25 protein-coding genes and 1 pseudogene are annotated in these 21,934 nt (G+C 60.5%); 18 read left to right on the forward strand and 8 right to left on the reverse strand.

Going from position 1 to position 21,934, the window contains the following annotated elements:
* Positions 1-4: 4 nt before the first annotated feature.
* Positions 5-1,225, reverse strand: a complete 1,221-nt coding sequence (chlP, locus tag NW812_RS03785; protein ID WP_414394192.1) for a geranylgeranyl reductase — start codon at positions 1,223-1,225, stop codon at positions 5-7.
* A 511-nt stretch (positions 1,226-1,736) separates the two neighbouring features.
* Positions 1,737-2,669, reverse strand: coding sequence for a cation diffusion facilitator family transporter (locus NW812_RS03790; RefSeq protein WP_414394194.1), 933 nt, complete (start codon positions 2,667-2,669; stop codon positions 1,737-1,739).
* A gap of 141 nt (positions 2,670-2,810) precedes the next feature.
* Between NW812_RS03790 and NW812_RS03795 the strand changes: the two genes are divergently transcribed.
* From NW812_RS03795 to NW812_RS03805, 3 genes are all read left to right on the forward strand, one after another.
* Positions 2,811-4,241, forward strand: coding sequence for a UDP-glucose dehydrogenase family protein (locus NW812_RS03795; RefSeq protein ID WP_414394196.1), 1,431 nt, complete (start codon positions 2,811-2,813; stop codon positions 4,239-4,241).
* A complete protein-coding gene (locus tag NW812_RS03800) occupies positions 4,238-5,185 on the forward strand; it encodes a UDP-glucuronic acid decarboxylase family protein (protein ID WP_414394198.1) in 948 nt (315 codons plus the stop codon). The genes NW812_RS03795 and NW812_RS03800 overlap by 4 nt, the downstream gene beginning before the upstream one ends.
* 125 nt (positions 5,186-5,310) lie before the next feature.
* Entirely contained in the window at positions 5,311-6,207 is an 897-nt protein-coding gene (locus tag NW812_RS03805) for a diguanylate cyclase (protein WP_414394200.1), read from the forward strand.
* Between the two features lie 3 nt (positions 6,208-6,210).
* Here NW812_RS03805 and gcvH read toward each other — a convergent pair whose 3' ends face one another.
* Entirely contained in the window at positions 6,211-6,600 is a 390-nt protein-coding gene (gcvH, locus tag NW812_RS03810) for a glycine cleavage system protein GcvH (protein WP_414394202.1), read from the reverse strand.
* A gap of 78 nt (positions 6,601-6,678) precedes the next feature.
* Complete coding sequence (locus tag NW812_RS03815) at positions 6,679-7,584, reverse strand: alpha/beta fold hydrolase (protein WP_414394204.1); 906 nt, start codon at positions 7,582-7,584, stop codon at positions 6,679-6,681.
* Positions 7,585-7,713: 129 nt separating this feature from the next.
* Here NW812_RS03815 and NW812_RS03820 point away from each other — a divergent pair, with 129 nt between their 5' ends.
* Together NW812_RS03820 and NW812_RS03825 are read left to right on the forward strand one after the other, a co-directional pair.
* The gene (locus NW812_RS03820; protein WP_414394206.1) at positions 7,714-8,646 is read left to right on the forward strand and encodes an NAD(P)H-dependent glycerol-3-phosphate dehydrogenase; all 933 of its coding nucleotides are present in this window, start codon (positions 7,714-7,716) and stop codon (positions 8,644-8,646) included.
* A 216-nt stretch (positions 8,647-8,862) separates the two neighbouring features.
* Positions 8,863-9,228: a response regulator gene (locus tag NW812_RS03825; RefSeq protein WP_414394208.1), complete on the forward strand. Its 366-nt coding sequence runs from the start codon at positions 8,863-8,865 to the stop codon at positions 9,226-9,228.
* A 98-nt stretch (positions 9,229-9,326) separates the two neighbouring features.
* On the opposite strand, the gene NW812_RS03830 is transcribed toward NW812_RS03825, so the two are convergent.
* Both NW812_RS03830 and cobO read right to left on the reverse strand, forming a co-directional pair.
* Positions 9,327-10,703 (reverse strand): cobyrinate a,c-diamide synthase, encoded by a 1,377-nt coding sequence (locus NW812_RS03830; protein WP_414394210.1) that lies wholly within the window; start codon positions 10,701-10,703, stop codon positions 9,327-9,329.
* Positions 10,704-10,714: 11 nt separating this feature from the next.
* Positions 10,715-11,380, reverse strand: a complete 666-nt coding sequence (gene cobO / locus NW812_RS03835) for a cob(I)yrinic acid a,c-diamide adenosyltransferase (protein WP_414394212.1) — start codon at positions 11,378-11,380, stop codon at positions 10,715-10,717.
* Positions 11,381-11,688: 308 nt separating this feature from the next.
* Here cobO and metK point away from each other — a divergent pair, with 308 nt between their 5' ends.
* A complete protein-coding gene (metK, locus tag NW812_RS03840; protein WP_414394213.1) occupies positions 11,689-12,948 on the forward strand; it encodes a methionine adenosyltransferase in 1,260 nt (419 codons plus the stop codon).
* On the opposite strand, the gene NW812_RS03845 is transcribed toward metK, so the two are convergent.
* Together NW812_RS03845 and NW812_RS03850 are read right to left on the reverse strand one after the other, a co-directional pair.
* A complete protein-coding gene (locus NW812_RS03845) occupies positions 12,928-13,488 on the reverse strand; it encodes a hypothetical protein (RefSeq protein WP_414394214.1) in 561 nt (186 codons plus the stop codon). The genes metK and NW812_RS03845 overlap by 21 nt on opposite strands.
* Positions 13,489-13,614: 126 nt before the next feature.
* Entirely contained in the window at positions 13,615-15,615 is a 2,001-nt protein-coding gene (locus NW812_RS03850) for a hypothetical protein (RefSeq protein WP_414394216.1), read from the reverse strand.
* Positions 15,616-15,996: 381 nt separating this feature from the next.
* On the opposite strand from NW812_RS03850, the gene rplC reads away from it, so the two are divergent.
* From rplC to rplX, 12 genes and pseudogenes are all read left to right on the forward strand, one after another.
* Positions 15,997-16,641: a 50S ribosomal protein L3 gene (gene rplC / locus NW812_RS03855; protein ID WP_414394218.1), complete on the forward strand. Its 645-nt coding sequence runs from the start codon at positions 15,997-15,999 to the stop codon at positions 16,639-16,641.
* A gap of 11 nt (positions 16,642-16,652) precedes the next feature.
* Positions 16,653-17,282: pseudogene (gene rplD / locus NW812_RS03860) on the forward strand (50S ribosomal protein L4); the annotation flags it as partial.
* Positions 17,283-17,418: 136 nt separating this feature from the next.
* Positions 17,419-17,718: a 50S ribosomal protein L23 gene (locus tag NW812_RS03865; RefSeq protein ID WP_414359244.1), complete on the forward strand. Its 300-nt coding sequence runs from the start codon at positions 17,419-17,421 to the stop codon at positions 17,716-17,718.
* 16 nt (positions 17,719-17,734) lie between these two features.
* Positions 17,735-18,619: a 50S ribosomal protein L2 gene (gene rplB, locus NW812_RS03870; protein ID WP_414394220.1), complete on the forward strand. Its 885-nt coding sequence runs from the start codon at positions 17,735-17,737 to the stop codon at positions 18,617-18,619.
* Positions 18,620-18,690: 71 nt separating this feature from the next.
* Entirely contained in the window at positions 18,691-18,972 is a 282-nt protein-coding gene (rpsS, locus tag NW812_RS03875) for a 30S ribosomal protein S19 (RefSeq protein WP_414394222.1), read from the forward strand.
* A 25-nt stretch (positions 18,973-18,997) separates the two neighbouring features.
* Entirely contained in the window at positions 18,998-19,369 is a 372-nt protein-coding gene (rplV, locus tag NW812_RS03880) for a 50S ribosomal protein L22 (protein WP_414394223.1), read from the forward strand.
* A 32-nt stretch (positions 19,370-19,401) separates the two neighbouring features.
* Positions 19,402-20,145, forward strand: a complete 744-nt coding sequence (rpsC, locus tag NW812_RS03885; RefSeq protein ID WP_414394225.1) for a 30S ribosomal protein S3 — start codon at positions 19,402-19,404, stop codon at positions 20,143-20,145.
* A 44-nt stretch (positions 20,146-20,189) separates the two neighbouring features.
* Entirely contained in the window at positions 20,190-20,666 is a 477-nt protein-coding gene (gene rplP / locus NW812_RS03890) for a 50S ribosomal protein L16 (protein ID WP_414394227.1), read from the forward strand.
* 15 nt (positions 20,667-20,681) lie between these two features.
* A complete protein-coding gene (gene rpmC, locus NW812_RS03895) occupies positions 20,682-20,918 on the forward strand; it encodes a 50S ribosomal protein L29 (RefSeq protein WP_414394229.1) in 237 nt (78 codons plus the stop codon).
* Positions 20,918-21,169 (forward strand): 30S ribosomal protein S17, encoded by a 252-nt coding sequence (gene rpsQ, locus NW812_RS03900; protein ID WP_414394231.1) that lies wholly within the window; start codon positions 20,918-20,920, stop codon positions 21,167-21,169. The genes rpmC and rpsQ overlap by 1 nt, the downstream gene beginning before the upstream one ends.
* Positions 21,166-21,534, forward strand: coding sequence for a 50S ribosomal protein L14 (rplN, locus tag NW812_RS03905; protein ID WP_414394233.1), 369 nt, complete (start codon positions 21,166-21,168; stop codon positions 21,532-21,534). The genes rpsQ and rplN overlap by 4 nt, the downstream gene beginning before the upstream one ends.
* Positions 21,534-21,932 carry a 50S ribosomal protein L24 gene (gene rplX, locus NW812_RS03910; RefSeq protein WP_414394234.1) on the forward strand — a complete coding sequence of 133 codons (399 nt, stop codon included), beginning with the start codon at positions 21,534-21,536 and terminating at the stop codon, positions 21,930-21,932. The genes rplN and rplX overlap by 1 nt, the downstream gene beginning before the upstream one ends.
* Positions 21,933-21,934 lie beyond the last annotated feature (2 nt).

Consider the following 21,934-nt stretch of genomic DNA (forward strand, 5'->3'; position numbering starts at 1 on the left):
TCCCTCAGGGAGCCAGGGCGTTGCCCCGCAGCAAGCTGCCCAGGGTTTTAACGGTAATCTTGAACTGCACCCAGGGGCTCATCGGCACCACCGTCTTATAGAGGTAGCTGGCAAAGGTTAGCCGCTGCACATCCCGGTCGGCGCACATCTCGACAAAAGCTTCGCGGGTGGCGTTGGAGCGGTAGAACACCCGCTGCAGAATGTCCAAGACTTTGTAGGTCAGGCCGTACTGGCGATCCCAGCGCTGGAGATAGAGCTTGAGATCCTCTTCTGTGGGGATACGCTTCCCGCCGTTGGAAGTTTCAACAATAGCCTCGGCGCACATGCGGCCCGACTTGGCAGCAAAGTAAATCCCTTCGCCGCTTGCCTTGGTTACATACCCTGCTGCGTCTCCTACCAAGGCGGCCCGGCCCACTACGCGGCGCGGACGGGGATGCTCTGGAATGGGATGGGCCTCCACCTTGATCACCTGGCCCCCACGGATCCGGTCAGCAGCGCGGGCGCGGATCCCGGCTTGCAACTTTTGGATCTGGGCTTGGTTGGCCCTCATCGTGCCGGTACCCACCGCCACATGGTCGCACTTGGGAAACACCCAGGCATAAAAGTCGGGCGAGACATCGTCTCCCACGTACATCTCTGCCCGCTCAGCATAGTAGGCCATTTTGTCCTCGGGGAGGCGAATGCGCTCCTGAAAAGCCAGGGCATAGTTGTAGTCCCCGGCACCAATGGCCTCTGCCACCTTCGAGTGGAACCCATCCGCCCCAATCACCACATCCACCGCCAGCGAGCGAGGTACCCCCTGCTGCGCGTTGCCGGAAAAGTCGACGTAGTGCAAGACGTAGGGATCCTGGCCATTTTTGGGGACTTCCAGGTGCATCACCTTGCCGTGAATGAGCTCTGCCCCCTTTTGACGGGCGCGGTTGCGCAAGAAAGCGTCAAGGACTTCGCGGCGGCACATGCCAATGTACTCGCCTTCATTTTCGAGGGCGATGTCCACCTCGTAGTTGGAGGGCGAGATCATCTTCATCTTGCGCACCTTGCGGTCGATGATCTCCTCCGGCAGGTCGAACTCCGAAACCATACAGAGGGGAATAGCGCCTCCGCAGGGCTTGGCGTTGTCCAGCTTCCGCTCAAACAAAAAGGTCTCGATCCCGGCTTGAGCCAGAACCTCGGCTGCAGAAGCCCCTGCTGGCCCGCCCCCCACCACGGCAACTCTCAGGCTCAAGGCGCCCTCCTTTTTCTTTTTTCCAATTCCTAGGACTTCCCAAAGGGGAAGCTAGCCTGCAGCATACAGGAGTGCAGCAACAGGTACGGGTGCTGCGGTCTCTTGTCTACCCCCATTAAACCCGGGTGGGGCAAGGAATGCAAGGAACCCAAGAAGAGCTCTGGTGAGGAGGCCCCTTGGCGCAAGGCGAACTCTGCGGCTTGGGCGGATTGACCGTGGGGCTAGGGATCTCCTCTAGTCCTTGATTCACCGGACAATTGGCCACTTTGTGGCACAACTAACCTTCTGCCTTGACGTAGATGGGCTGAGCTAGTAGGCTAGCAGGTAATCTTCTTGAGTAGGCGTTTTGCCTAGGCTAAAGTTGGCTCCGTCTTTAGCCTGTGTGCCTTCTAAGGGCAAGGAGCATCTACCTGCAGCTCGCGGGGAAGTTACGCCTGTGGAGATCCCTCTGGCGGGGTGGTAGGGGTGGACTCTGCCACTAGCCACGGGTCGTGGAAGCAGGAAGAAAGCCTCAACGCCGAGCGAAAGTCTGCTTTTGCCCGGGGTTGTATAAGTCTTTCAGAGCGGCTCCAGGTGGATGGTGACCCGCACCGGAGCGCTCCTGCAGCAGGTGTTCCACTGCTTCGGTGAGGCGATGGGCCGACTCAACGTCCAGTGGCTCCACCACCATGTGCATTTCGATGAAGATCATCCGCCCTGGGATGCCGCGGGAGGTGATGTCGTGGCAGTCGAGGATGCCAGGCAAGCTGAGAACCAGCTCCCGCAATGTTTTAGGCGGAATGGCCGCCCGGTCGGTTAAAACGGGAATGTTTTCCTGCAGTACTTCCCAGGCGCTCCAGAACACCAGCAGCCCCACCGGCACAGCCAGCACCTGATCCAGCCAGGGGATCCTCCAGTGGTGGATCCCGGCTAGACCCAGCAATACCGTCAGGGTTACCCAGACATCGCTGAGGGTATGGCGGGCATCGGCCAAGAGCAGCGAGCTAGCCAGAGCCTTGCCCCAGGAGCGCTCATAGAAGGCTACGAAGAGGTTGATCCCCAGCACCCCCAGCATTAGCGTCAAGGTCAGCCCGTCGATCTGGAGCTGGGGAGGCAGGGGCTTAAAAAACCGTCCCACCGCTGCGCTGAGGATCTCGAAGCAAGCCATGGCCAAAAGGGCAGCGATCCCCAGGGCACCGATTGCCTCAAACTTGCTGCGGCCATAGGGATGTTCCTCATCCGGCTCTGGCGAGGAAAAGTGGACCGCCACCAGGGCAAGGAGGTTGCTGGCGCTGTCGGTAACACTGTGCAGGGCATCGGCCACCAAGCTTAGGGATCCCGTCGCCAGCCCCAGGGTTAACTTGATGGCAAACACCAGGCTATTTAGCCCCAACGTAACGTACAGCACCCTCTGCACCTGGCGCTGACGGCGGCTGGCTATGGCGGCAGAGCTGGGCCAGCTCACTGCTGGGGAGCCTCAGGCGGAAGTCCGTTAGCCTCATTTTGCCACTAACCTCCTCCTAGGAGCCGACTTTATAAGGGGATAGGTAATCCCAGGGGATGGGGTACTTTAGAACCGAGGATCGACAGGAAGGAGCGGCAGGCGATGGACGTGGCGGTCGTGGGGGCCGGCTATGTGGGGTTGGTAACCGGCGCCTGTCTAGCCCAAATAGGCCACCGCGTTATCTGCGTGGACAACAACCCTGCCAAAATTGAAGGGTTGCAGCGGGGCCGCCTGCCCATCTACGAGCCCGGCCTGGAAGACCTGGTGCGGGCTGGAACTGAGGCCGGTCGGCTGCACTTTACCACCGATCTTGCCCTGGGGGTGCAGGCCAGCGAGGTCATCTTCATTGCCGTAGGGACGCCAGCTCTGCCCAGCGGCGAGCCAGACCTGCGCTACGTAGAGGCTGTAGCGCGGGAGATCGGCCAGCACCTAGACGACCGCTACCGGGTTATTGTTAACAAGTCTACTGTCCCCATCGGCTCCGGCGACTGGGTGCGCATGCTGATTCTGGACGGGGCGGCAGAGGCCGCCAAGCAGCGGCTAGGCAGCCAGGCAGAAAAACAGAAGATGGCCATAGCGGGCGGGGATCCCACCCCCTCCTCCCTGGCTACCTTGGACAGGTCTCCCTGGGTGCCGCCCTTCGACGTGGTGAGCAACCCCGAGTTTCTGCGGGAGGGCAGCGCCATCCACGATACCTTTTACCCCGACCGCATCGTGATTGGCTCCAACAGCCCCCGGGCCATCGAGATCCTGCGGCAACTTTACGAGCCCATCCTCAGCCGCCAGCAAGGCTTGGGCGGGGATCCCGTGCCCTTGCTGGTCACCGACCTGGCCTCCGCCGAGATGATCAAATATGCCGCCAACGCCTTCCTAGCCACTAAGATCAGCTTCATCAACGAGATTGCCAATATCTGCGAGCGCACCGGCGCCGACATCCTCCAGGTGGCCGAAGGGATTGGCCTCGATAAGCGCATTGGCCGCGCCTTCCTCAACGCCGGCATAGGCTGGGGGGGGAGCTGCTTCCCCAAGGATTTGGCCGCTTTGATCCAGACGGCGGCTGACTACGGCTATGAGGCCAAGCTGTTGCGGGCTACTGTCGAGGTCAACCGCGAGCAGCGGCAGCGCTTGGTGGAAAAGCTGCAGCAGGCTCTTAAGGTGCTTAAGGGCAAGACCATTGGCCTTTTGGGCCTCACCTTCAAGCCCCACACTGACGACCTGCGGGATGCGCCGTCTCTAACCTTAATTGAGCAGCTCCACCGCCTGGGGGCCAAGGTAAAAGCCTATGATCCCATTGTCTCGGCTTCGGGAATGCGGGAGGGCCTAGCCCATGTGGTGGTGGAAACAGACGTGTTCCGCCTGGCCCAGGATTGCGACGCCCTGGTGCTGGTGACAGAGTGGCCGGAGTTCTTGTCGCTGGATTACCGGCGCCTTGCCGAGCTGATGCGGCGGCCTCTTATCGTCGACGGCCGCAATTGCCTTGACCGGCAGGCCCTTCAACAGGCGGGCATCACCTTAATTGGAGTGGGCTGGTGAAGGTTCTGGTAACGGGTGGTTTGGGGTTTATCGGCTCCCATCTGGTCAGCCGCCTTCTGCAGGAAGGCCACGCGGTTATCTGCCTCGACAACGGCTACACGGGGCGAGAGGAGAACGTGCGGGCCCACCGCAACAACCCCGCCTTTACCTTGCTGTGGCACGACGTGGCCGAGCCGCTGCCGCCGGAGCTGGAAAAAGCTGGCATTGAGCAAATCTACCACCTGGCCTGCCCTGCCTCTCCCCCCCACTACCAAGCGGATCCCATCCGCACCATCCGCACCAGCGTCTGGGGCACCTACCACCTCCTGGAGCTGGCCCAAAAGACGGGGGCCCGCTTCCTCCTAGCCTCCACTTCGGAAGTGTACGGGGATCCCCAGGTGCATCCCCAGCCGGAGGACTACTGGGGCCATGTCAACCCCATCGGCCCGCGGGCCTGCTACGACGAGTCCAAGCGCCTGGCCGAAACCCTAACCTTTGACTGGCAGCGGCAATACCAGACGGAGATCCGCGTGGCCCGCATCTTCAACACCTATGGGCCCGCCATGCGGGAAGACGATGGTCGCGTGGTCAGCAACTTCATCGTCCAGGCGCTGCGCGGGGATCCCCTCACCGTCTATGGAGATGGCTCCCAGACCCGCAGCTTCTGCTACATCTCCGACCTCGTCGAGGGCCTGGTGCGCCTGATGAACAGCCCTTATCCCGGCCCCTTTAACCTGGGCAACCCGCAGGAGGTCACCATTCTAGAGTTGGCTCGGCAGGTTTTGGCCCTCACCGGCAGCTCTTCTCCCATCGTCCACCGACCTCTCCCAACCGACGATCCCAAGCAGCGCCGGCCCGACATCAACAAGGCCCGCGCCTTGCTGGGGTGGGAGCCCCAGATCCCTTTGCCAGTGGGCCTGGAGCTGACCATCCCCTACTTCCGCCACCGGTTGGGGCTGGAGTAAAGGAAGACCTCTGGGAGATTTTCCCCAGAGCTGGCCAACTTTGCGGAAGAAAGCAGCCAGGCCGGCATGATACCCGTCATAATATGGAAAAGACATGTTAACTCAAGTAGGGGATCCCTACGCCTGTGGATACTTCTCCGGAAGAACCAACCACCCCCGTGCCCCTGGAAACCTACGGGCTGGAGGTGGAGAGGAAAGCAGTGGGCGCCTTTTTGACGGTGCTTCAGGGATCCAATAGGGGCAAGACTTTCCGCCTGGGGGAGACTGCAGTAGTGGGGCGCAGCCCCCAGGCCGACGTTCAGCTTTCCGACCACACCATCTCTCGGCTGCACTGCCGGCTGAGGAAGGAAGGGGAAAACTATGTCCTCATCGATCTCGGCAGCCTCAACGGCACCTACGTCAATAGGGAACGGGTAACTTGCCGGGTTTTGGCGGATAGGGATCGCATCCAGCTGGGGAATAGCCTCCTGCAGTTTGCCTATTATGACCGGCTGGAGGAGGCTTTCTTTTTCCAGGTCGCTGCCGCCGCTCTCTACGACCCGCTCACGGGGCTGCACAACCGTCGGTTTTTCCTAGAGCACCTGCAGAGGGAGATGGCCTTTGCCCGCCGCCATAGCTTTCCCCTCCACTTGCTTTACCTGGACTTGGACAACTTCAAGCTCATCAACGACCGCTGGGGGCATTTGGCCGGGGATCAAGCCCTGATCCAAGTAGCCCAACAACTGCAGGATCAGGTTCGCCGCGAGGATCTGCTGGCCCGGCTAGGGGGCGACGAATTTGTCCTCATGGTGCGCGGGGTTCCGGAAGCTCAAATCCTGCAGTTGGCCAAGCGCCTGCGGCAGGCCATCCAATCCCTCCCTCTGCAGGTGGGAGCAGAAGTTATCCACCTCACCTGTAGCATTGGCGTCGCCTCTTTGCTCAGCCTTTCAGCAGAAACTTCCGTCCAAAGCTTTCTAGAGGCAGCCGACCAAGCCCTCCGCCGGGCCAAGATGCAAGGGGGTAACCGGGAAGTGTTGCTGTAGGGCTTAGGATCCCTCCACCAAGCTGGCGTAAGCCTCCGCGCTCATCGTGTCGTCGAGATCTTCCGGGTTGGTCATGCGCACCTTGATCAGCCAGCCATCTCCATAGGGATCGTCGGCAATGCTCTCTGGGCTGTCCACCACCGCTTTGTTTACCGCCACCACTTCCCCCGAGACAGGGGCATACAGATCCTCTACGGCCTTGACGGACTCCACGGAGCCAAAGCTCTCCCCCTTTTCAATTTCTGTCCCTTCCTCGGGCAGGCCGACAAAGACGATATCCCCCAGCTGATCGACGGCATAGGCCGTGATCCCAATCACCGCAATGTCATCCTCAACCCGGATGTACTCGTGGGTGTCCACGTAGCGCAGATCGGGTGGGTACTCCAGGGCCATGCCACTTTCCCCGCTTAAATCCAGTGGACTATTCTAGGGCAATCCCTGAGGGCGGTAAAGTTCTCTCAGGCGGGAGGACTAGAGAAACTCTAGGAGCAGCCGATTCACAGTTTGGGGCGCCTCCTGCTGCGCCCAATGGCCGCACTCGGGGATGTACTCCTTGCGCAGGCCGTTGGGGAAGAAGGGATCCATTCCCTCGGTCAGCTCGCGGCTAAGGGCAAAGTCTTCTTCTCCCCAGATGAGCAGGGTGGGGGCGAAGATCGGCCGCAGGGGCTGCAAAAACAGGTTCTGCAGAGTGGGCAGGCTAAACAGGTGGCGGTAGTAGTTGAGGGCAGAGGTGAGCACCTTGGGCTTGGCAAGGGCCTCTTGGTAAACCTTTAGGTCGTGGCGGGTGAAGGCGCTTTTGCGCACCGAGGTCTCTTGAAAAATGCGCCGCACCCACTCCTCGAGGTTCCACTGCAACACCCACTCTGGCAGCCAGGGCAACTGGAAGAAAAACAGGTACCAACTGCGGCGCATCTGGTCCAAATTGGTCAGGAACTCCCGGCGAAAGCAAGCGGGGTGAGGAGAGTTGAGCACGGCCAGCTTGCGGATCTCCTGGGGAAAAAGTTGCGCCCAGTGCCAAGCAATAGCCCCTCCCCAGTCGTGGGCCACCACCACCGCGCTTTTGGCCCCAAAATGGGCCAGCAGGCCGCGGACATCCTCGGTGAGGGTGTCCAGGTCGTAGCCGTAATCCGGTTTGTCAGAGTCGTTGTAGCCGCGCAGGTCAGGTGCCACGACGCGAAACCGCTGCGCCAACACCGGGATCTGGTGCCGCCAGGAATACCAAAACTCTGGGAAACCATGCAACAAGATTGCCAGCTCCCCTTCCCCCTGGGTGACATAGTGCAGTTGAATGCCATTGGTCAGGGCATAGCCGTGCCGCCAGCTCCCCATCCGGGCGGCCACCTCAGCAGGAAGGCGTTGGATCCCTGCTTCTGCCATGGTCTCTGCTCTTAGGCCAAACCTCTAGTTGGTATCCAACCATACTAACGTTCTTTCTCTGGCGGGGGCTTTTTCAGGGGCTGGGGCAAGCGGCATTCTGGGCAAAGAAGCTGCGGCTGGAACGGTTGGATGAAAGCTTCTACACCATCCCCCCAGAGGATTGCCCTTCTAGGGGCGGGGGCCTGGGGAAGTACCCTGGCTCTGTTAGCCCAGGCTCGGGGCCACTGGGTGCAGGTTTGGGATCGGCGCAAAGGCTGGGATCTCAGAGAGGTAGTCCGGGGATCGGACATCATTATTTCGGCAGTCTCCATGGCCGGCGTGCGCCCCGTGGTCGAGGCCGTGCGCCAGGTGGGGATCCCCCCCCGAGCCATTCTGGTCTCGGCCACCAAGGGGTTGGATCCCCTGCAGCTCTTGACACCAGCCCAGATCTGGGCAGCCACTTTCCCTACTCATCCGTTGGTGGTGCTTTCCGGGCCAAACCTGGCCGCTGAGATCCGCCAGGGTTTGCCAGCAGCTGCAGTGGTGGCCAGCCGCAATCCCGAGGCGGCAGTGCAAGTGCAGCATGCCCTTGCCTCCGAGCGCTTTCGCCTCTACACCAGCAGCGATCCCCTAGGGGTGGAGCTAGGGGGCATTCTCAAGAACGTTATTGCCATTGCTGTGGGGGTGTGTGACGCGCTGCAACTGGGCACCAATGCTCGGGCTGCCCTGGTTACCCGCGGCTTGGCCGAGATGATCCGGGTGGGATCCCGCCTAGGGGCGCGGCCTGAGACCTTCAACGGCCTCTCAGGGCTAGGGGATCTCCTAGCCACCTGCCACAGTCCTTTAAGCCGCAACTACCGCGTAGGCTACGGCTTGGGCCAGGGCAAACCTCTGGGCCAGGTGTTGGCCGAGATCGAGGGAACCGCCGAGGGGGTTTACACTGCTCCCGTGGTGGTTCAGATCGCCGCCCAGCACGGCATCCAGGTGCCCATCACCCAGGAGGTGCATTGGCTGCTGCAAGGGCAGACCACCCCCGCTGCCGCCCTTTCCCGCCTGATGGAGCGACAACTCACCTCGGAATGAACTCCTCTCCCTGAGGGGAAAGAGAGCTTGAGCTACCTGGAATAACCGCAAGTCTTCCCAGAATGAGCCATTTGGCGGAGTTTTTCTCTCCGAAGTTTCCCTATACTGCCTCTGTAGCCCTCCTAACTGCTCTCGCATCAACCTGGATTTCAGAGGTTCGGGGAAGCCAGAGCTTGGCTTGAGCGGTGTGTGTCTCCTGCTTTTTCACAACCTCCCATGGCTAAACGCATCTTGGTGATCGAGGATGATCCCTCTATCCGCACCTACCTGCAGAAAGTGTTGCGGCAAGCTGGGTACGATACGTTGGCAGCTAGAGACGGGGAAGAAGGGCTGCAGATGGTGCGCGCCCTCCTGCCAGACTTGGTGCTGTGCGATGTAGTCATGCCCAAGCTCAACGGCTATGCCGTGCTGGATGCTGTGCGATGGGATCAAGCCACAGCCCACATCCCCTTTGTCTTTCTCTCCTCCAAGACTTCTCGAGAAGCTGTGGAACAAGGGCTACAACTTGGTTCCAACGCCTACCTCACCAAGCCCATTGATCAAAACCACCTCCTGGACGCAATTGCTGCCCACCTCACCTAAACTGTTGCTAGCAGCCTCGTCCCCACTGCTTCCCCCTAGCAACAGAAGGGAGCACGGCTAATTCCTCTCCCCAGCCTCCCTGACGGGGAAAAACCTCTCTACAACGGGGGATCAAGAGCGTTTCTAGCCACCCTCAAAAAATTCTGGAGTAGCCGCGCTGCGAGATCGGGACGGGATCCCCAATGGAGATGCAGGTAAGAGGCCTGTAGGCGCTCCGTGGCCCAGCCTTCCTGCTGAGGCGGGGATCCCCAAGCGTAGACTGGGCTTGGGCAGGGGGGGCTGCTGCGGGAGCGGTGAAACTCGTGTCCCCGCAGGCGATCCCCAGCCGGTGCCAGGAGGGTGGGGCGCAGGACTTTAGCCTCGCGATAGCCCAGGTACAGCCGCTCGCCCATGTCCACGGTGATGGGCAATAGGCCAGCCATGGGGTAGGTCTTCCCGTCCCAATCGGTGAGGGACTTTCCCAGCACCATCAAGCCGCCGCATTCGGCATAGAGGGGGGGGTGGATGGGTGGCGGAGTTTGCTGGGCTATTTTTTCAGAGAGGGCCGCGGCAAACAGTTCTGGAAACCCGCCCCCCAAGAGCAGGCCATCGCAGGGATCCGGCGGCCACAGCCCTACCTCCAGGGGGGAGTACTCCAATAGCTCCGCCCCCCAAGCCCGCAGGAGATCTAAGTTGTCGGCGTAGTAGAAGTTAAAGGCGGCATCGCGGGCCACTGCCACGCGCACGGGCGTTGCAAGGGGGCAGATCCCTGGCCAGAGCTCCCCCACTGCCGGCGGTAGTGAGCGGATTAGGGGCAGAAGCTGGTCCCAATCTAGGTGTTGCTCCGCCAGCTCAGCCCAGGCCTCCTGCCAGCGGGAGAAGCCAGCCAGTTCTAAGACAGGTACCAGCCCCAGGTAGCGGCTGGGCAGGCGCAAGTCCTCGCGGCGGGGGAATTGCCCCAAAACCGGGATCCCCACGGCTGCTGCTGCCTGCTGCAACATCTGGCCATGGCGCTCTGAGGCCACCCGGTTGAAGATGACGCCGGCAATAGTCAGGCGGGGATCGAAGTGGCTTAGGCCGTAGAGCAGGGCGGCCGCCGTCGTTCCCATGCCGCTGCTGTCGATGACCAGCACCACCGGGATCCCCAGCAGGCGAGCCACATGGGCGCTGCTAGCCCAGGAAGGCTCTGTCCCGCCGGGCAGGGATCCGGGCCCTCGCCCATCGAAGAGGCCCATCGCGCCTTCTACAATCGCCCCATCTTTGTCCTGGCAGTGGTAGCGAAAGCAGCGCTGCACAAAGTCCTCGTCGGTTAAAAAGGGATCCAAATTGCGCGAGGGGATCCCGGCCACTGCCGTGTGGAACAGAGGATCGATGTAATCGGGCCCCACCTTAAAGGGCTGGATGCGCAGGCCCCGCCGCCGGAGCGCAGCCAACAGGGCTAACGTGACGGTGGTCTTGCCGCTGCTGCTTGCCGCTGCTGCCAGCAGGATTGCCATTTGTCCAAGGGCTAGAACTCGATACCCATTTGGGCTTTGATCCCTTGGTCGCGAAAGGGATGCTTGACCAAGGCCATTTCCGTTACCAGGTCAGCTCGCTCAATTAGCCCTGCCGGTGCGCCTCGCCCAGTGAGGATCACGTGCACCCGTTCAGGTTTTTCGGCTAGGCCAGCCAACACTTGCTCCAGCGAGAGATATCCCAGCTTAAGGGCAACGTTGATCTCATCCAAAACCACCAGGTGGTACTCGCCGCTGCCAAATAGCTCCCGCCCCTTTTCCCAGGCTGCCTGGGCGCAGGCAATGTCCCGCTCGCGATCCTGGGTCTCCCAGGTAAAGCCTTCCCCCATGGCATAAAAGGCAACTTTTCCCAGCCCCAGCTCGGGATGGGCAGCCAACTTGCGCAACAGTTTGGCTTCGCCTGGATCCCAGGCCCCTTTGATGAACTGCACCACCCCCACCGATAAGCCCTGGCCGAGGGCGCGCAAGACAGTACCAAAAGCCGCCGTGCTTTTGCCCTTGCCCTGACCTGTATAGACGATAACTAAGCCTTTGTTGTCACGCATGCCTGCCAGGCGTTGCCGCTGGATTTGCTGGCGGCGCTGCATTCGTTGACGATGCTGCCAGTTGCGCTCAGCTTCCAGTTCCGGGTTGGGGGCGGTTGGAAAAGGGTGGGTCATGGTTGCAGCGGCAAGGACTTGTAGGAGCACTCTAGCAGGCCAAACCCCTGATCTGGCTTCCGCTTTTCCAGATTTTCCAAGAGCTGCCGCTGTTGGATTAGGATTTTGACAGAGCTGGGGGGATCCCTCCTGGCGGCGCTTTTTTATTAGGGGTGCTCTTCCCCAGGGCCGCAAAAATGGCGAGCGGCTGAAGCAGATCCTCACTGGCTGAGGGGGGTATATTAGTAAGGCTGGGCATGCCTTGCTGCAGATGAACCCAGAGGCGGGTTCTGCCAGCGTGGGTGGGTTTCGTCTTGAGGAGAGGTTCCTTGTCCAAGTCATTCCTGTTTTCTTCCGAGTCGGTGACAGAGGGGCATCCCGACAAAATCTGCGATCAGATCTCCGATGCCGTTGTGGATGCCCTCTTGACGGCAGATCCCTCCAGCCGGGTGGCGGCAGAGGTAGTGGTGAGCACGGGCATGGTGATCCTCACGGGGGAGATCACCTCGAAGGCGCATGTCAACTTCACGCGCTTAGTGCGGGACAAGCTGACCGAAATTGGCTATACCGATGCCGAGAATGGCTTCTCTGCAGACAGCTGCGCGGTGCTAGTAGCCTTCGATGAGCAATCTCCTGATATTGCCCAAGGGGTGAGCAGGTCACTGGAAAGTCGCACCGTCTGGGAAGATGAATTCGACCTGCTGGGAGCTGGCGATCAGGGCTTGATGTTTGGTTTTGCCTGCAACGAGACCCCCGAACTGATGCCTTTGCCCATCAGCTTGGCTCACCGCCTCAGCCGCCAGTTGGCTACGGTTCGCAAGAACGGTACCCTGTCCTATCTGCGCCCTGACGGCAAGACCCAGGTAACGGTAGCCTATGAGGGGGGGCGTCCAGTGGGCATCCACACCCTGCTCATCTCCACCCAGCACACGCCAACCATCGGCGACATTACGGAAGAGACGGCAGTGCAAGAGCGCATCCGCGCCGATCTCTGGGAGGCGGTGGTAAAGCCTGTGTTTGCCGAGCTGCCCATCAAACCAGACAGCAATACCCGCTTCCTCACCAACCCCACTGGCAAATTCGTCATCGGCGGCCCCCAGGGGGATGCCGGCCTGACAGGGCGCAAGATTATCGTCGATACCTATGGGGGCTATGCCCGCCATGGGGGTGGCGCTTTCTCCGGCAAGGATCCCACCAAAGTGGATCGCAGCGCGGCCTACGCCGCCCGCTATGTTGCCAAAAACATCGTGGCTGCCGGCCTGGCCCAGAAATGCGAGGTACAGGTCAGCTACGCTATTGGAGTGGCTCGGCCCATCAACCTGTTGGTGGAAACCTTTGGCACAGGGCGCATCCCTGACGAGGAGCTTCTGCGGCTGGTGCAGCGCCACTTCGACCTGCGGCCAGCAGCTATTCTGGCCCACTTTCAACTGCAGGAGCTACCCCGGCAGCGAGGGGGACGCTTCTACCAAGATGTAGCCGTCTACGGCCACTTCGGGCAAACCCATCTGGACCTGCCTTGGGAGCGCACCGACAAAGCCGACCTGCTGCGCGAGGAAGCTCTCTCCAGCTCAAGGGTCGCCCTGCCCTGAGCGAGAGGGGGAAACCTGGGATTCTTTCAGGGAAGCAGGAGCAGGAGAGTCGACAGGCTGGAGCTCCAAGGTAACCGAGAGCTCTGACTCGCAGGCCAGGGAGGCGGGTTGCAGCTCCCGGAGCAGGTGGCGGAGCTTGGGGGGAAGGTCCTGCAGCTCTGCTAACAACAGCTCAAGGGAAATGGCAGCTTCCTCCGCAAAGCGGGATCCCTTGCCAGAGGAGGCTGAAAGAGGTGAAGGAGGTCGGACAAGGAAGCTGGCGGCAGTTGGACTCAAGGAGCGGATCAGCTCTTCTTGTTCTCGCCACAGGGATCGGCTCATTTCCGGGGGAAAGGTGAGGTGGGGAGCACCGCGGCGCTGCCAGAGGCGGAGGATCTGCTCTACGGATGTGGCCTTGTAGCGACCTTGGTAGAGGGCCTCCAGCAAAGCGGCTGGGATCCAAGGGCTTGGGAACTGCCTGCTCCAGCGCTCTACCCACCTTTGGCTTGTCTGACCCTGCAGCTCGAATCCGTAGCGCTCCAAAAAGGTGGCGGAATCCATCGGCCGCTCCTAGCGCCAGGAAACTCACCCCAAAGCTAACCCAAAAGCAGTGAGGAAGTGCTCGAACTACCCCCGTCTGTCCCCTGCTACCCAGCCGCAGGTCAGCCACCTGACCCAGTCTCGCCCCTAGGAGCAAGCCGTACCTTTTGCCGCCTTCAACACCAGCAAGTCTAGGGTGCCGGTGTTCTCTTCGCCGCGGTAGTTAAAAGTGGAGCGCACCAGCCACAGGCCCTGCCGTGCTCGGCAGCAGAGGTTGAGCAGGGTGCGAGCTAGGACTTGCTGGCGTGCCTCTCGATCCCGAGCCGCATCGAAAACTCCCCCATCCCATTCCGGTGTCAGCACATGGCTGTTGTAGAGCCCGCGCCAGAGAGAGGGGGACCAGCTGGGGTTGGTGATGTCAAACCAAAACTGGTAGTCGGCCTCCAAGCCGCGATGGATGTAGGCCGCTGGCGTGGCTACCACCAGGTAGCGGGAGTAGTCGGGCTCAAAGCGGCTGTTGCTAGGGGTTTGTCCCGAGCGAATCATGGCCAAAAAGGCAGGATCCCCTGCTGTAGGAAAGGCGCGGCGAAATCGCTGGGCTGCATCCGTTAGCAACTGCAGCAGCTCTTGATCCTGAGGGGAAGCAGTGACCAGGTGCTCGGCAAAGAAGCGCTGGAAGAAAGCTGCCAAGGAAGGCCCAGGCCGGTAGCTGCGCAGCCAATCCAACAGCTTCTGGTAGCGCTCCAAGTTGGCAAAGCCCACCCGCTCTGGCTGCCGCACGGCGGTTTTGGGCCGCAGGGCACGTCCTACCGGGTCCAGGGTATCTTCAGCCAACAGCGTTGCTCGAATGGGATCCAGATCCAACACGCTGCTGAGCAGCAGCCACCAGGCTGGCAAGGTGGGAAATGCTCCCCAGTGGGGATGGGCCACTTCTGCTGCCGTCAGGAGAGCCCGCACCAGGGGGTAGCGGATGAGAGCGGGGAAGGGAGCAATGGGCAAGACCTCCGGCAACTGCTCCTGGAGGCTTAGACTTATTCCGGCATCCATGCGAGGCAGGAGGACGGCGATGCGAGAGGGAGGGATCCCTGCTGCCAAAAGTTGTCGGATTTGGGCAACCATAGCCTCTAGGGCCGCAAAGGGGGTTTCTCCCTCCAGCACTTCCACCCTCGGCAGCCTCCCTGCCGGTGGTTCTGGCAGCCGAGAGGAAAGCTGGGGAGCCACAGCCCGCGCTATCTGCAGCCCTAAGCGAACCAGGCCGGCTGCGCTACAGGAGCTGGCTTCTGGGAACCGAACCTGGGTGTTTTCCAGGAGAAAGCAGGCTACTGCCTCCGGGATCGCCGTCAAAGAGATCCCGCCGCCGAGGGTGTAGCTGAAGAATTGGCTCTGCAGGTGGGCTTGCCCCTGGCGGTAGAACTCCAGCGCCACCGCGCAACTCTCTTCCGCCTGATCCACGATGAGGTGATCCCACTCCTGCCAAAACTCCGCCAAGGGCAGGATGTGCTCCTGAAACAGACGAATTTGCAGGCCAAAATCCAGCGCTCCCAACTGCAGCCCCGCCTGCCATAGTCGCTCTACACAGCAGCCCAGCGCTCCCAGGGCCTCTGCCCGGGCCGGATCCCTGTTCTCCGGCCAAGCTGCTGCTAGCCGGGATCCCACCGCTTCTGCCGTCAAGCCAGAAGCTCCGGCAATATAGGCAGCGCTGCTAACTTGATCCCAAATCTGGAACTCGTCCAGCCCAATATTCGCAAAGACCTCCCCGTGCCGCGGGCACAACGCACAGACTCGCCCACAGAGAAACTGAGTGAGATCCTTAGCCAGAAGCACAGGCTCAAACGAACACGGCAACTGGGGAACGCGAGCGCATACCTGCGGCCAATACTCAGCCAAAGCGCGCCCCACCCGCTGCAAAAACGTCTCAACCCGCCACGGGCCCACCAAACCCGAGCTGAGCACCTGCAGGCGCCGCAACACCTCCGCCCTCTGCCGCCGGCTGCGCACCAAAAACAAGATCCGCGCCGGATTTGCCCCGGCCTGCAGCAAATGCCAGTAGCGATCCACACAAGCCTGGGTCAGCCCACTGCGCGCCCACCCCATCACGCTCTGAAACTCTCTGTCTCCCAGCGTGGCTTTCCCAGGTGCTGAACCCATTTTTTAGCAAAACCTAGACAAGCAGCCTGTCACCTCATTATGATGTAGTACTGTTGTCAATTGAATCCGCCTGCAGCAACAACGGTTCTAGGCAACTTAACGTGCTGCTAGCGCAGATACTGCCTCTTTGCAGGCAAGTCTGAGCAGCCCCTAGAAGCAGTTTGGCGTCAAGGTCATCAGGCAAAAAGGGCAGCGCTATTGGCGCTGCGGGAGCGTTGGGGGTACAGGCGCTCCCTCTCTACGGCTTTTTTGCCTGGGCAGGCAGTCTTCGCTATCCTAGGTTTTCTGCCGCCGCGCCTACTGCCTGGATTTGGCTTAGGGAACCGGTTGCAAGCTGTGAAAGCAACAAAGCAAGCCGCGCAGGCTTGAGAGGAGGTTTCTGTGGCGCTTGGCATCCTTGGAAGAAAAGTTGGCATGACCCAGATCTTCTCTCCGGAAGGGTTGGCCATTCCCGTGACCGTCGTGCAGGCCGGGCCTTGCACCGTAACCCAAATTAAAACCCAAGCCACGGACGGCTACAACGCGGTGCAGTTGGGCTACTGGCCCACCACAGAGAAGCACCTGACGCGAGCCCAGCGCGGCCACTTGCGCAAAGCGGGAGTGACGGAGCTGCTGCGTTACCTGCGCGAGTTTCGGGTCGACCAGCCAGAAGCCTACCAATTGGGGCAGAAGATCACTGTTGAGATCTTCTCTCCTGGTCAGTTACTGGACGTGGCTGGCACCTCTATCGGGCGGGGGTTTGCCGGCTACCAGAAGCGGCACCACTTTGGCCGGGGCCCCATGTCCCACGGCTCCAAGAACCACCGCCGGCCGGGTTCCATTGGCGCTGGCACGAGGCCTGGCCGCGTGTTTCCAGGACTGCGTATGGCTGGCCGGATGGGCGGTCGCCGCGTCACGATCCGCAAGCTGGAGTTGGTGAAGGTGGATCCGGAGCGGAATCTCTTGGTAATCAAAGGCTCAGTCCCCGGCGTGGAGGGAGGGCTACTGGAGATCACCCCTGCCAAACAGGTGGGCAAGAGACTCTAGCGGAGGGAGCCATGGCAAGTTGTGTGGTGAAGAATTGGCAAGGGGAAACCGTGGGCAGCGCGGAGCTGAGCTTCAAGGTGGCTCGCCCCGAGACGGCCAGTCACGTTCTCTACCTAGCTTTGCGCCGTCAGATGACCAACGCCCGCCAGGGCAATGCCCACACCAAAACGCGGGCTGAAGTGCGCGGCGGAGGGCGCAAGCCGTGGCGGCAAAAAGGCACCGGGCGGGCTCGCGCTGGCTCCATCCGCTCTCCTCTTTGGCGCAAGGGAGGGGTGGTTTTTGGCCCCCGCAAGCGGGAGTACAACCTGGCCATGAATCGCAAAGAGCGGCAGCTAGCGCTGCGCACTGCTCTGCAAGGCCGGGTGGAAGACCTAATCGTGGTGGAGGATTTCCAGGATCAGCTTAACCCGCCCAAGACCCGCGTTATGGCCCAAGCTCTGCTGCGCTGGGGAGTGAGAGAGGATCAATCGGCTCTGCTGATTGTTGCCGAGCGCTCGGAAATGGTGGAGCGGGCTGTGCGCAACATTGCCCGCGTCAAGCTCATTGGGCTAGATCAGCTCAACGTCTTCGATCTGCTCAAGGTCGATCGGGTGCTAATCACCACCTCTGCCCTAGAGAAACTCAAAGCCCGCTGGGGATCCGGCGCAGCAGCCGCCGCTCCAGACCAAGCCAATCCCCTTGAGGGCCAGGCTCAGGTCGCAGAGCAAGAAGCTCAGCCAGTTGAACAAGAAGAGCCGTAGAAGAAGCCGAAAGCCGCAGGGGAAAAGGAGGAGGACGATGACGGAGAGCAAGCGAATTCTGGCTGATGTCCTGTTGCGCCCCGTTATTACCGAGAAGACGACGGCTTTGATGGAGCAGCGCAAATACGTCTTTGAAGTGATGCCCAACGCCACCAAGCCGCTCATCCGGGCCGCTGTTGAGGAAATGTTTGGAGTACGGGTTACTTCCGTCAACACCCTGAAGCTGCCCCGTAAGCAGCGGCGGGTAGGTCGTTTTGTGGGTTACCGCAGCCGTCCCAAGCGAGCGGTGGTAACTTTGGCCGAAGGCGATTCCATCGTCCTCTTCCCTGAAACCTAGCACTCCTGGTTGAGCCATGGGCATTCGCACGTTCCGACCCTACACCCCTAGCGCCCGCCACATGACAGTCTCCAACTTTGAGGAGCTGTCGCGGGATGAAAACGGCAAGCGACCTCGACCGGAGAAGTCGCTGCTGCAATTTATCCACCGCAAAAAAGGCCGCAACAACCGCGGCGTTATCACCTGCCGTCACCGGGGCGGCGGCCACAAGCGGCTCTACCGCATCATCGACTTCCGCCGCGACAAACGCGGGATCCCGGCCACCGTCAAGACCATCGAGTACGATCCCAACCGCAGCGCCCGCATCTGCTTGGTGGAGTACGCCGATGGCGAGAAGCGCTACATCCTTGCCCCTCGCCACATCCAGGTGGGAGCCACGATCATGGCTGGGCCTGAAGCTCCCTTCGAGGTGGGCAACGCCATGCCCCTGGAGCGGATTCCCCTGGGGACGGTGGTCCACAACGTCGAGCTCTATCCCGGCCGCGGCGGACAACTTGTTCGCGCTGCCGGAACTGGCGCCCAGGTGGTAGCCAAGGAAGGCAAGTATGTCTCCCTAAAGCTGCCCTCGGGCGAGGTTCGCATGATTCGAGGGGAATGCTATGCCACCATCGGTCAAGTAGGCAATGTGGACCACAACAACATCAGCCTCGGCAAGGCGGGACGCAGCCGTTGGCTGGGTCGCCGTCCCCACGTGCGGGGCTCAGCAATGAACCCTGTGGATCACCCCCACGGCGGTGGGGAAGGAAAAGCCCCCATTGGCCGCAGTACTCCCGTTACCCCCTGGGGTAAGCCTACCCTGGGGCACAAAACCCGCAAGCGCAACAAGCCCAGCAACAAGTTTATCGTGCGCGGTCGCCGTCGGGGTGGGCAGGGGGACAAGGGCGGGATGGCGGTGCAGTAGCAGCCAGGCCAGCCACCTGCTGCCTACCGAATTGCTTGAGCTTGAACCAAGGTGTTAGAGGGGAAACTCCTATGGGACGTTCTCTTAAAAAAGGTCCGTTTGTAGATGCCAAGCTGCTTCGCAAAATCGAGAAGCTCAACGAGCGCAATGAGAAGCAAATGATCAAAACTTGGTCGCGGGCCAGCACCATCCTCCCTGTGATGATTGGTCACACCATTGCCGTTTACAACGGCAAGCAGCATGTGCCCATCTACATCACTGACCAGATGGTGGGTCACAAGCTGGGGGAGTTTGTCCCCACCCGCACCTTCCGCGGCCACGCCGGCAGCGACAAGAAAGCTGCCCGATCTTGAATTCAGCAAGGAAGAGGAGAACGCCATGGCCGATCCTTCCCCTGAAGTTAAAGCGGTAGCCCGTTACGTTCGCATGTCTCCCTACAAGGTGCGGCGCGTCCTCAACCAAATCCGGGGGCGCACCTATGCCGATGCCTTAATTCTGCTGGAGTTCATGCCTTACGCTGCCTGCGAGCCGGTGCGCAAGGTGCTGCGCTCAGCGGTAGCCAATGCCGAACACAACAACGGCCTGGATCCCCGCAATCTTGTCATCAGCAAAGCCTACGCTGACCAGGGGCCGACGCTGAAGCGGTATCGCCCCCGCGCCCAAGGCCGGGCCTACCCAATCCGCAAGCGCACCTGCCACATCACCATTGCTGTCCGGCCTCTAGAAGCTAAGGCGGAGACGGCTCCCTAAATTTCCCGACCTCTACCCTTTAACCGCGTACCATGGGCCAGAAGATCCACCCTTTCGGCTTGCGCCTCGGCATTATCAAGGAACACCGCAGCCGCTGGTTTGCCGACCCAGCTCACTACCCAGCCCTGCTGCAGGAGGACGATTTCATCCGCACCTATGTAACCAAGAAGCTGAGCAACGCTGGTCTAGCTGACATTCAGATTGAGCGCAAAGCCGATCAGATCGACCTGGAAATCCGAGCTGCACGACCGGGTGTCGTGGTCGGCCGTGGCGGGTCCGGCCTTGAAGAGCTGCGCCAGGGCTTGCAAAAAGAGCTAAGCCTGCGCGGCAGCCCCAATAGAACCATCCGCATCAATGTAGTCGAGGTTACCCGTCCTGATGCGGAGGCAACGTTGTTGGCGGAAAACATTGCCCAGCAGTTGGAGCGGCGGATTGCCTTTCGTCGCATTGTCCGCCAGGTTATCCAACGAGCCCAGCGGGCTGGCGTGCAAGGGATCAAGGTTCAAGTTGCCGGGCGGCTGAACGGTGCTGAGATTGCTCGCAGCGAGTGGACGCGGGAAGGCCGGATCCCTCTGCAGACTCTGCGGGCAGACATTGACTATGCCGAGCGCGTTGCTCAGACCACCTATGGCGTCATTGGGGTCAAGGTCTGGGTCTTCAAAGGAGAAATCCTTCCTGGCCAAGAAAGTCTCGAACCCAAAGTTTCCTTGCAGCCGGCCAAGCGTCGGCAGCAACGGCGGCGGCCTACCTTTGAAGACCGCTCAGCCAAGGTCTGAGGGCCAAGAGCGGAACCCCTACTGCAGTTACTCAAGGAGCGGCCATGTTAAGCCCCAAACGAACCAAATACCGCAAGCAGCAGCGTGGGCGCATGAAGGGCAAGGCAACCCGTGGCAACCGCATCAGCTTTGGGGAATATGGCCTTGTGGCCCTAGAGCCCGCTTGGATTACCGCACGACAGATCGAGGCCAGCCGTCGGGTTATGAGCCGCTACATTCGGCGGGGAGGCCAGATCTGGATCCGCATCTTTCCCGACAAGCCCGTTACCCGGAAGCCTGCCGAAACCCGCATGGGATCCGGCAAAGGCAACCCCGAGTACTGGGTTTGCGTCGTCAAGCCAGGCCGCGTCCTTTTTGAAATGGGGGGAGTTCCTGAAGCAACAGCCCGGGAGGCGATGCGCCTGGCCGCTCACAAGCTTCCCATCAAAGTTAAGTTTGTAACCAAAGCTGACTTTGAGAAGCCAGAACCTGCTCAGGAAGCAGCTGCAGAATCTCCGGAAGTAGCAGCTAGCGCTAGCTAGAGGAGGAAAGTTACCATGCCCATGCCCAAAATTGCCGATGCACGCGCCCTATCAGACGAAGAATTGGCCCAAGAGATCTACGCCGTCAAAAAAGAGCTGTTCGAGTTGCGCCTGCAGCAAGCCACACGGCAGCTTACTCAACCCCACCTCATTCGCCTGCGCAAGCACAAGCTAGCTCAACTGCTGACCGTGGAGGCAGAGCGCAAACGTGGCAAATCCTTGCCCTCAACTCAGGTCAAGAAGGAGGAGTAATGCCTGCTCGCGAAAAGATTGGCGTTGTTGTCAGCAACAAGATGCAAAAGACGGTGGTTGTTGCCGTAGAAAACCGGGTTGCCCACCCAAAGTACGGCAAAATCGTCGTCAAAACCAAAAAGTTTAAAGCCCACGACGAGGAAAACCGCTGCCAAGAAGGGGATCTGGTGCGCATCGTCGAAACCCGTCCCCTCAGCCGTACCAAACGCTGGCGGGTGGTTGAGATCCTACGGGAGATGAAGAAGCTATGATTCAACAGCAAACCATGCTCACGGTAGCCGACAACACCGGCGCCCGCAAACTCATGTGCATCCGCGTCCTGGGCAGCAGCGGCCGTCGCTATGCCAGCCTGGGCGATGTGATTGTTGGTGTTGTCAAAGAGGCTCTGCCCAACATGCCAGTTAAAAAATCCGATGTGGTCAGGGCCGTTGTCATCCGCACGGTGGACACGGTACGCCGCCCTGATGGTACCTGCATCCGCTTTGACGACAACGCTGCCGTGATCATCAACGACGATGGCAACCCCCGGGGAACCCGCGTCTTTGGCCCTGTAGCCCGCGAGCTACGGGAGAAAAACTTTACCAAGATCATCTCGCTTGCGCCGGAGGTCCTGTAATGGTTCGCCCTCTTAAGCCCAGCCAAATCCGACGACTTCTCCGCCAACCTGGCGTTCGCAAGCACCGCAACAGTCTGCGCTATAAGATGCGCATCAAAAAAGGGGACTTCGTCCAGGTAATTTCGGGTGACGACAAAGGCAAAGTCGGCGAGGTGTTGCGGGTCTTTCCTGAACGCAACATGGTTTTGGTGGAAGGAGTTAACATCGTTACCTACCACCGCAAGCCCCAACGGGAAGGCGAAAAGGGCCGGATTGAGACCAAAGAAGCCCCCATCCACGCCTGCAAGGTGATGCTTTATTCCAAAAAGCACGAGGTTGCCAGCCGGGTCGGCTACCAAATTACCGCCGATGGCCGCAAAGTCCGCGTTCTCAAGAAAACCGGCGAGATCCTTGACTAGAG

The sequence above is a fragment of the Synechococcus sp. O70.2 genome, from assembly GCF_047462135.1.
GTDB lineage: Bacteria > Cyanobacteriota > Cyanobacteriia > Thermostichales > Thermostichaceae > Thermostichus.

What these genes read in the sequence shown, in the direction of transcription:
- NW812_RS03820 (WP_414394206.1), top strand. Translation starts at nt 7,714, where the DNA reads ATGAAAGCTTCTACACCATCCCCCCAGAGGATTGCCCTTCTAGGGGCG.
- rpsC (WP_414394225.1), top strand. Translation starts at nt 19,402, where the DNA reads ATGGGCCAGAAGATCCACCCTTTCGGCTTGCGCCTCGGCATTATCAAG.
- rplN (WP_414394233.1), top strand. Translation starts at nt 21,166, where the DNA reads ATGATTCAACAGCAAACCATGCTCACGGTAGCCGACAACACCGGCGCC.
- rplB (WP_414394220.1), top strand. Translation starts at nt 17,735, where the DNA reads ATGGGCATTCGCACGTTCCGACCCTACACCCCTAGCGCCCGCCACATG.
- rpmC (WP_414394229.1), top strand. Translation starts at nt 20,682, where the DNA reads ATGCCCATGCCCAAAATTGCCGATGCACGCGCCCTATCAGACGAAGAA.
- NW812_RS03825 (WP_414394208.1), top strand. Translation starts at nt 8,863, where the DNA reads ATGGCTAAACGCATCTTGGTGATCGAGGATGATCCCTCTATCCGCACC.
- cobO (WP_414394212.1), bottom strand. Translation starts at nt 11,380, where the DNA reads ATGACCCACCCTTTTCCAACCGCCCCCAACCCGGAACTGGAAGCTGAG.
- NW812_RS03845 (WP_414394214.1), bottom strand. Translation starts at nt 13,488, where the DNA reads ATGGATTCCGCCACCTTTTTGGAGCGCTACGGATTCGAGCTGCAGGGT.
- rpsQ (WP_414394231.1), top strand. Translation starts at nt 20,918, where the DNA reads ATGCCTGCTCGCGAAAAGATTGGCGTTGTTGTCAGCAACAAGATGCAA.
- NW812_RS03795 (WP_414394196.1), top strand. Translation starts at nt 2,811, where the DNA reads ATGGACGTGGCGGTCGTGGGGGCCGGCTATGTGGGGTTGGTAACCGGC.
- NW812_RS03865 (WP_414359244.1), top strand. Translation starts at nt 17,419, where the DNA reads ATGACGGAGAGCAAGCGAATTCTGGCTGATGTCCTGTTGCGCCCCGTT.
- NW812_RS03830 (WP_414394210.1), bottom strand. Translation starts at nt 10,703, where the DNA reads ATGGCAATCCTGCTGGCAGCAGCGGCAAGCAGCAGCGGCAAGACCACC.
- rpsS (WP_414394222.1), top strand. Translation starts at nt 18,691, where the DNA reads ATGGGACGTTCTCTTAAAAAAGGTCCGTTTGTAGATGCCAAGCTGCTT.
- rplX (WP_414394234.1), top strand. Translation starts at nt 21,534, where the DNA reads ATGGTTCGCCCTCTTAAGCCCAGCCAAATCCGACGACTTCTCCGCCAA.
- rplP (WP_414394227.1), top strand. Translation starts at nt 20,190, where the DNA reads ATGTTAAGCCCCAAACGAACCAAATACCGCAAGCAGCAGCGTGGGCGC.
- NW812_RS03850 (WP_414394216.1), bottom strand. Translation starts at nt 15,615, where the DNA reads ATGGGTTCAGCACCTGGGAAAGCCACGCTGGGAGACAGAGAGTTTCAG.
- gcvH (WP_414394202.1), bottom strand. Translation starts at nt 6,600, where the DNA reads ATGGCCCTGGAGTACCCACCCGATCTGCGCTACGTGGACACCCACGAG.
- NW812_RS03815 (WP_414394204.1), bottom strand. Translation starts at nt 7,584, where the DNA reads ATGGCAGAAGCAGGGATCCAACGCCTTCCTGCTGAGGTGGCCGCCCGG.
- rplV (WP_414394223.1), top strand. Translation starts at nt 18,998, where the DNA reads ATGGCCGATCCTTCCCCTGAAGTTAAAGCGGTAGCCCGTTACGTTCGC.